Source organism: Alphaproteobacteria bacterium (assembly GCA_041396705.1).
Lineage (GTDB): Bacteria > Pseudomonadota > Alphaproteobacteria > CALKHQ01 > CALKHQ01 > CALKHQ01.
Genome location: JAWKYB010000007.1, coordinates 119,671 through 131,472 on the forward strand (window position 1 = coordinate 119,671; position 11,802 = coordinate 131,472).

Annotated in this window: 11 protein-coding genes; 4 read left to right on the plus strand and 7 right to left on the minus strand. The window is 70.5% G+C overall.

What is annotated here, in order from left to right:
- Window positions 1-76: 76 nt before the first annotated feature.
- Window positions 77-1,084 carry an N-acetyl-D-Glu racemase DgcA gene (gene dgcA, locus R3F55_11665; protein ID MEZ5668069.1) on the minus strand — a complete coding sequence of 336 codons (1,008 nt, stop codon included), beginning with the start codon at window positions 1,082-1,084 and terminating at the stop codon, window positions 77-79.
- Entirely contained in the window at window positions 1,081-2,079 is a 999-nt protein-coding gene (gene dgcN, locus R3F55_11670) for an N-acetyltransferase DgcN (GenBank protein MEZ5668070.1), read from the minus strand. The genes dgcA and dgcN overlap by 4 nt, the downstream gene beginning before the upstream one ends.
- A gap of 115 nt (window positions 2,080-2,194) precedes the next feature.
- Here dgcN and R3F55_11675 point away from each other — a divergent pair, with 115 nt between their 5' ends.
- Both R3F55_11675 and R3F55_11680 read left to right on the plus strand, forming a co-directional pair.
- Entirely contained in the window at window positions 2,195-3,979 is a 1,785-nt protein-coding gene (locus R3F55_11675) for a gamma-glutamyltransferase family protein (protein ID MEZ5668071.1), read from the plus strand.
- A 199-nt stretch (window positions 3,980-4,178) separates the two neighbouring features.
- Window positions 4,179-4,907, plus strand: a complete 729-nt coding sequence (locus R3F55_11680; protein MEZ5668072.1) for a protein phosphatase CheZ — start codon at window positions 4,179-4,181, stop codon at window positions 4,905-4,907.
- A gap of 33 nt (window positions 4,908-4,940) precedes the next feature.
- Here the strand turns inward: R3F55_11680 and R3F55_11685 are convergent, their stop codons facing one another.
- Window positions 4,941-5,918, minus strand: coding sequence for an ABC transporter ATP-binding protein (locus tag R3F55_11685; GenBank protein ID MEZ5668073.1), 978 nt, complete (start codon window positions 5,916-5,918; stop codon window positions 4,941-4,943).
- Between the two features lie 247 nt (window positions 5,919-6,165).
- Here R3F55_11685 and lepA point away from each other — a divergent pair, with 247 nt between their 5' ends.
- Entirely contained in the window at window positions 6,166-7,968 is a 1,803-nt protein-coding gene (gene lepA, locus R3F55_11690; GenBank protein ID MEZ5668074.1) for a translation elongation factor 4, read from the plus strand.
- A 34-nt stretch (window positions 7,969-8,002) separates the two neighbouring features.
- A complete protein-coding gene (locus tag R3F55_11695; protein MEZ5668075.1) occupies window positions 8,003-8,830 on the plus strand; it encodes a TIM barrel protein in 828 nt (275 codons plus the stop codon).
- A gap of 156 nt (window positions 8,831-8,986) precedes the next feature.
- On the opposite strand, the gene R3F55_11700 is transcribed toward R3F55_11695, so the two are convergent.
- From R3F55_11700 to R3F55_11715, 4 genes are all read right to left on the minus strand, one after another.
- Window positions 8,987-9,160, minus strand: a complete 174-nt coding sequence (locus R3F55_11700) for a hypothetical protein (protein MEZ5668076.1) — start codon at window positions 9,158-9,160, stop codon at window positions 8,987-8,989.
- A 329-nt stretch (window positions 9,161-9,489) separates the two neighbouring features.
- A complete protein-coding gene (locus R3F55_11705; GenBank protein ID MEZ5668077.1) occupies window positions 9,490-9,834 on the minus strand; it encodes a hypothetical protein in 345 nt (114 codons plus the stop codon).
- 132 nt (window positions 9,835-9,966) lie between these two features.
- Complete coding sequence (locus tag R3F55_11710; protein ID MEZ5668078.1) at window positions 9,967-10,275, minus strand: hypothetical protein; 309 nt, start codon at window positions 10,273-10,275, stop codon at window positions 9,967-9,969.
- A gap of 12 nt (window positions 10,276-10,287) precedes the next feature.
- On the minus strand, window positions 10,288-11,697 hold the full coding sequence (locus R3F55_11715) for an MBOAT family protein (GenBank protein ID MEZ5668079.1): 1,410 nt from the start codon (window positions 11,695-11,697) through the stop codon (window positions 10,288-10,290).
- Between the last annotated feature and the right edge of the window lie 105 nt (window positions 11,698-11,802).

Sequence of the window (11,802 nt, forward strand, 5' to 3'; positions counted from 1 at the left end):
CGGGCGTGCTGGTTGCGTCAGGGCAGAGATAGCGGCTCGATGGTCGGATTGACAGGGGGCAGACGCGATTGCTGCGTCAACCCCACAGCTCGGCGGCCGGCGGATCGATGCGGCTTGCGGCGTCGATGGCCAGGGCCGGGATGCGGTCGCGGGCGAGCCACAGCGGGGCGTCGAGGTCGACGACGTCGGCGCCGGCCGCGACCAGCAGCGCCGGGGCCATCGACAGCGAGGTCGCCAACATGCAGCCGACCATCACCTTCATGCCGGCCGCGCGTGCCGCGTCGCGCATGGCCAGCGCCTCGGTCAGCCCGCCGCTCTTGTCGAGCTTGATGTTGACCGCATCGTAGCGACTGGCGAGGCCGGCGACGTCGGCGGCGATATGGGCGGATTCGTCGGCGCAGACCGGCACCGGGTGCGGCAACTCGGCCAGCGCCGCGTCGCGGTCGGCGTGCAGCGGCTGCTCGATCAGGGCGACGCCGCGTTCGCCCAGCGCGGGCGCCAGCGCGCGGTAGTCGTCGACGGTCCAGCCTTCGTTGGCGTCGACGATCAGCCGTGCGGCCGGCGCCGCGCCGCGCACGGCGTCGACCCGCTCCAGGTCGCGGCCGTCGCCGACCAGCTTGATCTTCAGCAGCGGCCGGCCGGCATGGGCGCGCGCCGCATCGGCCATCGCTGCCGGCGCCTCGGCGCTGAGGCTGTAGGCGGTGACGACATGCGCCGGCATGGCGACGCCGGCCAGGTCCCAGGCGCGGCGGCCGGCCCGCTTCGCCTCCAGGTCCCACAGCGCGCAGTCGAGCGCGTTGCGGGCCGCGCCGGGCGGCAGCAGCGCGGCCAGGGCGGCCCGGTCCGGATGGCGGGCCAGCGCCGGCGCGGCCGTCGCGATCGCTTCCAGCGTCTTCGCCGGCGTCTCGTCGTAGCGCGGATAGGGGATGCACTCGCCGCGGCCGGCGAACGGCCCGGCCCGCACCGTTGCGACCACGGCCGCGGCCGACGTCTTGGCGCCGTGGCTGGTGACGAAGCGCTGCCGCAGCGGCCAGCTCTCCAGCCGTGCCGTGATGACGGCCGCAGTCGTGACAGCAGTAGTCACGCCAGCGCGTCCGCGATCGCGGCCACGCCGGTCAGCACCGGGTCGACGCAGGGCAGGTCGAACCGGGCCGCGGCCGCGTCGAGCGCGCGGCGACGGTCGGCCTCGGGCAGGCCCGAGGTGTTGAACGACAGGCCGACGAAGCGCGCCTCGGGCGAGACCATCCGCGCACACAACAGGTTGAGGTCCATGCATTCCGCCAGGTCAGGCAGCGGCCGGTCGCCGAGCCCGCGCATGGTCTTGCGGGCGGGGTCGTGGCACATCACCAGCGCCTGCGGCTGGGCACCGTGCAGCAGGCCCAGGCTGACGCCGGCATAGGAGGTGTGGAACAGCGAGCCCTGGCCCTCGATCAGGTCCCAGTGGTCCGGGTCGGCCGCCGGCGACAGCCATTCCGCGGCGCCGGAGACGAAATCGGACACCACCGCGTCCACCGAGACGCCGCTGCCGGCGATCAGGATGCCGGTCTGGCCGGTGGCGCGGAAATCGGCCTTGCCGCCGCGGGCGCGCAGCTCCCGTTCCAGCGCCAGCGTGGTGTACATCTTGCCGCAGGACACGTCGGTGCCGACCGCGAGCAGGCGTCGGCCGCTGCGCGGCGCGCCGGTGGCGACGGCGAATTCGCGGTCGGGGTGACGCACGTCATAGAGCCGGCGGCCGTGCCGGCGGGCCGCCTCGGCGATTGCCGGGCGGTCGGTCAACCGCTGGTGCAGGCCGCTGGCCACATCCATGCCGCGTTCCAGCGCCTCGACGATGACCGGGATCCAGCCGTCGGCGATGACGCCGCCGCGGTTGGCGACGCCGACCACCAGCGTGCGGGCGCCGGCGATCTCCGCCTCGCGCACCGTCATGTCGGCCAGGCCCAGGTCGGCGTTGCAGCCGGGAAGCCGAAGCTGGCCCAGGCACCATTCCGGCCGCCAGTGCACCACGCCGCGCGCGGTCTTCGCCGCCAGCGCGTCGTGGGCGTCACCGATGAACATCAGATAGGGGTGCGGAATCGGCATGGTCGCCCTCTGGTCAAATGCGCTAAGCATCTTGGGGGTGCGCCGGGTGCCGTGCAAGGGCGCGGCGGTCCGTTTCGATCCCTGCCCGACTGCCGGCGACGACAAGGAAATCCTCATGTTCACCACCCGCCCCGAACTGCGCGGCACCTTCGGCATGGTCGCCTCGACCCACTGGCTGGCCTCGGCGACGGGCATGGCGATGCTCGAGCGCGGCGGCAACGCGTTCGACGCCGCGGTCGCGGCCGGCTTCGTGTTGCAGGTGGTGGAGCCGCATCTGAACGGCCCCGGCGGCGACATGCCGCTGCTGGCCTATCGCGCCGACACCGGCGACGTCGACGTGATCTGCGGCCAGGGCGTCTCGCCGCGGGCGGCGACCATCGCGCATTACCGCGGCCTCGGCCTCGACCTCGTCCCCGGCACCGGACTGCTGGCCGCCTGCGTGCCGGGCGCGTTCGACGCGTGGATGCTGCTGCTGCGCGACTACGGCACCATGGACCTGGCCGCCGTGCTCGAGCCCGCGATCGGCTATGCCGCCGGCGGCTATCCGCTGGTGCCCGGCATCGTCGAAGCGATCGGCGCAGTCGCCGACCTGTTCCGCGACGAGTGGCCGAGTTCGGCCGCGGTCTATCTCAGGAACGGCGCCCCGCCGCCGCTGTCCGAGCTGTTCGGCAACGCGGCGCTGGCGGCGACCTATCGCCGGCTGCTGGCGGAGAGCGCGGCCGCCGGCGGCAGCCGCGAGAACCGGCTGGAGGCGGCGCGCGATGCCTGGTACGGCGGCTTCGTCGCCGAGGCGATCGACCGGTTCTGCCGTACCCAGGCGGTGATGGACACGTCCGGCGCCCGCCACACCGGGCTGCTGACCGGCGACGACATGGCCGGCTGGCGCGCGACGGTGGAGCCGCCGCTCAGCCTGGACTATCACGGCTGGCGCGTGTTCAAGCCCGGCTTCTGGAGCCAGGGCCCGGTCCTGCTGCAGCAACTGGCCATGCTGGCCGACATGCCGCTGGCCGGAATGGATCCGCTCGGCACGGATTTCGTGCATACCGTCACCGAGGCGGCGAAGCTCGCCTTCGCCGACCGCGACGCCTGGTATGCCGATCCGCTGCATGTCGACGTGCCGGCGGACCGGCTGCTGTCGGCCGGCTACGCCGCGGCGCGCCGTGCGCTCATCGACCCGCAGGCGTCGTCGGCGACGCTGCGCCCCGGCGATGCCGGCGGCACGCCGTTCATGCCCAGCGGCACCGCGATGGCGGCGGCGGAGTTGCGGGCCGCCGGCGCCGCCGGGTTCGGCGAGCCGACGGTGCAGCATACCGGCGCGATGCCGGGCGACACCTGCCATCTCGATGTGGTCGACCGCTGGGGCAACATGGTCTCGGCCACGCCCTCGGGCGGCTGGCTGCACTCCAGCCCGGTCATCCCCGAACTGGGCTTCTGCCTCGGCACCCGGGCACAGATGTTCTGGCTCGACGAGCGCGCGGCGGCGGCGCTGAAGCCGGGGATCCGCCCGCGCACCACGCTGTCGCCGTCGCTGGCGCTGGGCCCGGACGGCGGCATCGCCTTCGGCACGCCGGGCGGCGACAACCAGGACCAGTGGTCGCTGGTGCTGTTCCTGCGCTGGCTGCATCACGGCCTGAACGCGCAGGCGGCGATCGACGCACCGATGTTCGACATGGTCCACTTCCCGTCGTCGTTCTATCCGCGGGCCACGGTGCTGAACCGGCTGAAGATGGAGGGCCGATTCGCGCCTGCGGTGATGGCGGCGCTGCGCGACCGCGGCCACCAGGTCGATGTGGAGGCGGACTGGTCGCGCGGCCGGCTGAGCATGGCCGGACGGCGCGGCGACGCGCTGTTCGCCGCCGCCAATCCCCGGTTCGCCCAGGGCTACGCCGTCGGCCGCTAGGGCCGGCGCCGCGGTGTCGGCGGCGCGGTGTCGGCGGCGCGCCGCAATCGCTTCGGTGCCCGTCGACGGAGCCGGCGATTTACCGAAGCTTTAGGCCTTTGCCGGATAGTTGGCCGGTCATTCACCGGCCGGCGGCGTGGCCGCGGGCGTCATCCGCCGGCGGCGGCGCCGCGCAGGTCAACATTTTCGGGGCTTCGGCATGGCAAGCGCACCTCACCAGAAGGTCTTCAGGATCGAGCGCCGTCTCAACGGGCAGGCGGGCCCGAGCGCGGCATCGGCGGGGGGCGATCTGTCCGCCGTCGGCGACGAGGCGCTGCAGGAGATCCGGGACCTGGTCAAGGCGCTGGACACCAAGGTCAGCGCCCTGCCCAAGCTGGAGGAGATCGAGGAGCGCCTGGTCAAGGACGTCCTCGACATGCAGGGGCGGATCAAGGAGACCAAGGAAGAAATTGCGGCGCTGCGTCATCCCAAGGCGCAGAACGACAACATCACCCGGGCCAGCCTGCAGCTCGACGCCATCGTCGAGCAGACCGAGCAGGCCACCTCGACGATTCTGGAAGCGGCGGAAAAGCTCGAAGAGCAGATCTCGCACATGAAGGACATGATGCCCGACAACCAGATCGTCGCCAACGCCACCGACATGATGGTCGACGCGATCACCGCGATCTACGAGGCGTCGAACTTCCAGGACATCACCGGCCAGCGCACCCGCAAGGTCGTCGATGTGCTGAAGTACATCGAGGACCGGCTCGGCCGCATGGTCAACCTGTGGGGCTCCAACGAACTCGAGGCGATGCCGGTGCCGGAGCATCTGGACCGGATGGACGACGACGTGGCGCTGACCGGGCCGGTGCTGTCGCAGGCCGCGCCGGCGACGGATGCCGAGGCCGCCATCAGCCAGGACGACATCGACGCCCTGTTCGGCTGACGCCGGGCGCCGGGCGCCGGGCCCGCGCGGCCGTCAATGCGGCCGGGTCAGGCGCAGGAACACGTCTTCCAGGTCGGATTCGACCGTGCTGAGGTCGACGATGCCGAGGCCGGCGGCGCGGACGGCATCGAGGATGCGTTCCACCGGCGTCGCGCTCGGCTGGTAGCTGACCCGCAGGGTGTTGGGTGCGCTCAGCGCGACGGTCATGCCCGCCATGCTGTCGGGCGGCGCGGTCAGGTCGTGGTCGACGCGGATGATCAGGTCCTTGGCGTCGAGCGAGCCCAGCAGCTTCTGGGTCGGCTCGCAGGCGATCACCTTGCCATGGTTGATGATGGCGATGGTGTCGCACAGCTCCTCGGCTTCCTCCAGATAGTGGGTGGTCAGCACGATGGTGACGCCGCCGGCGTGCAGCTCGCGGACATAGGACCACAGCTGCTGCCTGAGCTCGATGTCGACGCCGGCGGTCGGTTCGTCCAGCACCAGCACCGGCGGCTGGTGCACCAGCGCCTTGGCCACCAGCAGGCGCCGCTTCATGCCGCCGCTGAGCGTGCGGGTGTAGGCGCCGGCCTTGTCGGCGAGGCCGACCGCCTTGAGGATGTCGTCGGTGCGCCGCTCGGCCGGCGGCACGCCGTAGAGCCCGGCCTGCACCTCCAGCGCCTCGCGCGGGGTGAAGAACGGGTCGATGTGCAATTCCTGCGGCACCACGCCGATGGCGGCGCGGGCCTGGCGCGGGTCGCGGTCGATGTCGATGCCCCAGATGCTGCCGCCGCCGGACGTCTTGCGGGTCAGGCCGGCGAATATGTTGATGAAGGTCGACTTGCCGGCGCCGTTGGGCCCGAGCAGCCCGAAGATCGAGCCGCGCGGCACCGTCAACGTGACGTCGTCGAGCGCGCGGACCGGCGCCGCCTTCTTGCGCTGGTAGGTCTTGGTCAGGCCCACCGCCTCGATCGCGGCGGCCGGCACGCCGGGTTCGGCGGCGGCCTGGGCATGGGTGGACAGCGAGGCGTTCATCGAGGCGTTTCCCGGTTCAATGGGTGCGCGGGGCGCGCGAAACGGGCGGCAATGGCTGCGACTTGCGCCGCCGGCCGCGGTGACTATATTCGCCTGTCCGTCGCACGGGGGACCGTCAGGCGGAAGGGACCGGCATAATATAGGCATTGCCGCGCCGATGTCGCCCCGGACCGCAGGTCCGGCGGCGCCGGGCGCTGCCGCTGCCGACCGCCCACCTCGTATCGCAGGCCCTCGACCGAAGCGCGCAATGACCGATCTCGCACACATCCGCAACTTCGCGATCATCGCCCATATCGACCATGGCAAGTCGACGCTGGCCGACCGCCTGATCGAACGCTGCGGCGGCGTCGACCAGCGCGAGATGCGCGCCCAGATCCTCGATTCGATGGAGATCGAGCGCGAACGCGGCATCACCATCAAGGCGCAGACGGTGCGGCTGCGCTACACGGCGAAGAACGGCGAGGACTATGTCCTCAACCTGATCGACACGCCCGGCCATGTCGACTTCTCCTACGAGGTCAGCCGCTCGCTCGCCGCCTGCGAGGGCTCGCTGCTGGTGGTCGACGCCAGCCAGGGGGTGGAGGCGCAGACGCTTGCCAACGTCTACCAGGCGATCGACGCGGACCACGAGATCGTGCCGGTGCTGAACAAGATCGACCTGCCGGCGGCGGAGCCCGACCGCGTGCGCAGCCAGATCGAGGACGTGATCGGCCTGGATGCCAGCGACGCGGTGCTGATCTCGGCGAAGACCGGGCTCGGCATCGAGGACGTGCTGGAGGCGCTGGTCCGCCGCCTGCCGGCGCCGGCCGGCGACGCCAAGGCCCCGCTGAAGGCGCTGCTGGTCGACAGCTGGTACGATTCCTATCTCGGCGTGGTCATCCTGGTGCGTGTGCGCGACGGCCGCCTGGCCAAGGGCATGAAGCTGAAGATGATGCAGACCGGCGCTGTGCACGAGATCGACCGGGTCGGCGTGCTGACGCCGAAGGGCGTGCTGGTCGACGAACTCGGCCCCGGCGAGATCGGCTTCGTCACCGGCTCGATCAAGTCGGTGGCCGACTGCAAGGTCGGCGACACGCTGACCGAGGCGCGCCGGCCGGCCGACCGGCCGCTGCCCGGCTTCAAGCCGTCGGTGCCGGTGGTGTTCTGCGGCCTGTTCCCGACCGACGCCGGCGAGTTCGAGAATCTGCGCGACAGCCTGACCAAGCTGGCGCTGAACGATTCCAGCTTCCATTTCGAACCCGAAACATCGGCGGCGCTCGGCTTCGGCTTCCGCTGCGGCTTCCTCGGCCTGCTGCACCTGGAGATCGTGCAGGAGCGGCTGGAGCGCGAGTTCGACCTGGACCTGATCACCACCGCGCCGAGCGTGGTCTACAAGATCCACATGACCAACGGCCAGACGATCGCATTGCACAACCCGGCCGACTTCCCCGAGGTGGTCAAGATCGACCATATCGAGGAGCCGTGGATCAAGGCGACCATCCTGGTGCCGGACGAGCATCTCGGCGCCGTGCTGGCCCTGTGCACCGAACGCCGCGGCGAGCAGCTGGAGCTGACCTATGTCGGCAACCGGGCGATGGCGGTCTACCTGCTGCCGCTGAACGAGGTGGTGTTCGACTTCTACGACCGGCTGAAGTCGGTCAGCCGCGGCTATGCCAGCTTCGACTACGAGGTGGCGGAATACCGCCGCGGCGATCTGGTCAAGGTGGCGATCCTGGTCAATGGCGAGCCGGTCGACGCGCTGGCGCTGATCGTCCACCGCGACCAGGCCGAGTTCCGCGGTCGGATGCTGTGCCAGCGGCTGAAGGACCTGATCCCCCGCCAGCTGTTCAAGATCGCGGTGCAGGCGGCGATCGGCGGCAAGGTTATCGCGCGCGAGACGGTGAGCGCATTGCGCAAGGACGTCACCGCCAAGTGCTACGGTGGCGACATCACCCGCAAGAAGAAGCTGCTGGAGAAGCAGAAGGCGGGCAAGAAGCGCATGCGCCAGTTCGGCAATGTCGAGATCCCGCAGTCGGCCTTCATCGCCGCGCTGAAGATGGGCGACGGCTGAACGCGCCGACGCCGGGCGCGGAAGGAGACCAGCAATGGCCGAAGGCAGGGGCAGGTTCGACGGATCGCCGTTCACGCTGGCGGTCTGCGCGGAAATGGTGTTCCGGCAGCTGCCGATCGCGGAACGGATCCGGCGCATCGACGCGCTGGGCTTCCAGGTCGAGATCTGGGACTGGACCCGGCACGACATCGCCGCGCTGGTCGACACCGGCGCCACCTTCTCGTCGATGACCGGCTACGTCACCGGCACGCTGGCCGACGACGACGGCGCGGACGAGCTGATCCGCACCGCCGAACAGTCGATCCCGGTGGCGAAGCGGCTGGGCATCCCGCGGCTGAACCTGCACGGCACCGGGTTGGACAACCGCGGCCTGCCGGTGCAGCCGGCCGGCGCGGTGACCGGCGCGATGTGGCTGAAGGCCGCACAGACGCTGGATCGCATCGCCGGGCTGGGCGCGGCCGAAGGCGTGACGTTCGTGCTGGAGAACCTGAATGCGCCGGTCGACCACCCCGGCGTGCCGTTCGGCCGGGCGGAAGACACGCTGGCGCTGGTCAGCGCGGTCGACAAGCCGGCGCTGCGGCTGATGCTGGACGTCTATCACGCCCAGATCGGCGAAGGGAACCTGATCGAGCTGATCCGCCGGGCGGCGCCGTGGATCGGCGAGGTGCAGGTGGCCGACGTGCCCGGCCGCTGCGAGCCCGGCACCGGCGAGATCAACTATCCCGCGGTGGCGCGGGCGCTGGCCGAGACCGGCTGGCGCGGCACGGTGGGCATGGAGGCCTTCGCGTCCGGCGACGACGAACTGGCGCTGCGCCGGTTCCGCGACGCGTTCAGCGTGGCTGCGACCGACGCGCCGGCCTGAGCGGCGCGGCCGCTGCGAAAACATCCGTCGGCGCGAGCCACAGGCCGCGCTGTCCAAGAACGAGAAGCGGCGTTCAAATGAAAACAGCGCGAGGCAACCAGCCTCGCGCTGCTTCGAATCCGGGATCCGGCGGGCCCGGCAGGGCCCGCAGCGGGATCAGCCCTCGGACGACGCTTCCGGCGCCGACAGACCCAGCGGCAGCGGGCCGTCGCCATAGGGGTTGCCGACCTGGTCGTCGGACGGGCCCGGGAAGGTACCGGAGTTGCTGCAGCCAGCGACGGCGAACCCGAGCGCGATGGCGACAGCGGCAAGCTTCGAAGCAGTCGTCATTGAGGAACCCCTTCTCTCAGCGTCATGCCAACCGAATGGCGTAGAAACCTTGTTATGCATCCGGTCGCGTCGCAAGCCCATCGCGGACTCGCTCGGCGAATGTGCCGCCATAATAAACACCAAAATCGGGCCTTCGCAATCGGATGGCCGCAGCATCGCGGCCGACAGTTGCCATTTTCACACAACTAGCCCGACTTCGTGGTATTTGTGCAACATGGCGGCCAACGCCTTGTGCGCAAACCAGACATGCCGAACGCGAATCCGCACGCGCCGGTTCCATATTAAGGATTTGTTGCCCGTCGGCCACGCGAGCGCACGCCCGCGCAGCCTCAGTCGACCGGACGGCGGCGGCCGATGCCGCCCAGCCGCCACAGGATCAGGCCGATCACGGCCGCGCCGAACATCACCGCCAGCACGGCCTGCCACGCGGGCCAGCCCAGCAGCGGCACCACCGCGTCGTACCACAGGTCCGGATAGAACACGTTGGGCGCGACATAGCGGTCGACGATGGCCTCGGCCAGGTTGAGGCTGGGCGAGTCCAGCTCGGTCCAGACCTGGCCGGCCGGCAGCGACACGTCGACGCCCTGCACGATCATGTAGACCGCGGCCGCCAGCGTGGCGAGGGCGGCGACAAGGAACGGAAGGGCCAGCAGGCGGATCAGGAAACGCAGCATGAGGCTGCTCCGGACTGTGAGGGGGCGGGTCCAGGCGTTGCAGCGGCCCGGCGGGCGGCGGCCGGCTGCCGGTCGGCGCGGGTCTCGGCATGATAGATAGGCAGCGCCCGGCCGCTGCGCAATCGGGCCCGCTCAGCCGGCGGCACCGGCCATGCGCAAGTCCTCGACCGCGCGTCCGATCCAGTCGTGCGGGGCGGTGGCGCCGATTGTCTGCATCCAGCCGTGCCAGGCGGCGGTCGCGTCGACCGTCCAGTCGTTGACCGGCGCCATCCACAGCGGCAGGTCGACCGCATAGCGGTGCAGCGCCTCCGAGCCGAAGACGGCGAGCAGCGCCATGCCGACCAGCACCAGGCGGATCACGGCGGCGAGCGGGATCGCGCGGCCGAGCCGTGCGGGGTCGACATGGCCGGGAACCGGCGGCATGGCTGCGGGTGCGCTCATTCGTCCCTCCGGTCAGAACTGGAAATAGATGAAGGGAGCGACGCCCTCCGGCGCCATCGCGCCGATGGCGACCAGGGCGATGGCGGCGACCGCGCCGATCGCCGCCGCCGGCAGCCGGCTCAGGGCGGCGCCGGTCCGCTCCACGCCGTTGGGCGGGACGAAGTGGAAGGCGAGCCCGACCAGCACCAGCCCGACCACGAACGGCGTCGCCAGCATCGACGGCTCCACGCTGCCGACCAGCGCGTCGAGATACTGCCAGGCGTAGTCGATGCTCTCCGCCCGGAAGAAGACGAAGGCGAGGACGACGAAGTGGAAGGTGTAGAGCACGCCCAATCCACGCAGCAGCACCGAGCGGACCGCAAGCTGACGGCGGTGGGTGACCAGGTTCTCCACCGCCAGCGCCAGGCCGTGCATCAGGCCCCAGACCACGAAGGTCCAGGCCGCGCCGTGCCAGATGCCGCCCAGCAGCATGGTGATCATCAGGTTGCCGGGTCTTCCACGGCCCGTGCCGGCTGCCGCCGAGCGGGATGTAGAATAGTCGCGCAGCCAGCTCGACAGCGAGATGTGCCAGCGTCGCCAGAATTCGCGGATGCTGGCGGCGCGGAACGGCTGGTCGAAATTCTTGTCGAAGCGATAGCCGAGCAGCGCCGCCGTGCCGATCGCCATGTCGCTGTAGCCGGAGAAGTCACAGTAGATCTGCACCGCATAGGCATAGGCGCCGACCAGCAGGTCCCAGCTGCCGTAGTAGGTGGGGTCGAAGAACACCTGGTCGACCAGCTCGGTGGCCAAATAGTTGGCGACGATCAGTTTCTTGAACAGCCCCACCAGGATCAGAACGACCCCCCAGCCGGCCAGGATCGCGCGGCTGTCCGGCTCGCGCTGGATCTGCGGGATCAGGGTCGAGGCGCGCACGATCGGGCCGGCGACCAGCTGCGGGAAGAAGGAGATGTACAGCAGGATGTCCAGCACCGAGGTCGAGGCGCGGATCTCGCGGCGATAGACGTCGACGACGTAGGAGATGCCCTGGAAGGTGAAGAACGAGATGCCGACCGGCAGGATCACCGCCATGTAGGGCAGCTCGCGGTCCATGCCGAGGTTCAGGAACAGGTCGTTCAGCGATTCGACGAAGAAGTCGAAGTACTTGAAGAAGCCGAGCACGGCCAGGTTGCCGGCGGCCGCGACGATCAGCACCTGCTTGCGCCTGCGCGGGCTATGCAGGCGGTCCATCAGCAGGCCGGCGGCGTAGTTGAACAGCGAGCTGCCGAGCAGCAGGAAGCAGAAGCGCCAGTCCCACGCCGCGTAGAAGACGTAGCTGGCCGCGATCAGGAACAGCTTGCGGCCGTCATGCCGGCGGTACAGCAGCCAGGCGCCGAAGAACACGACCAGGAAGAAGATCAGGAAATCGACGGTCGGGAACAGCACGGCGGCGCGGGCCTCTCAACGGCCGCCCGGAGGGGCGGGCCCCGGCGCCGGCGGAGACCGGGCCGGAAATGGCGGCGCACCGGGTTCTGGCCCGGCCGGAGCGGG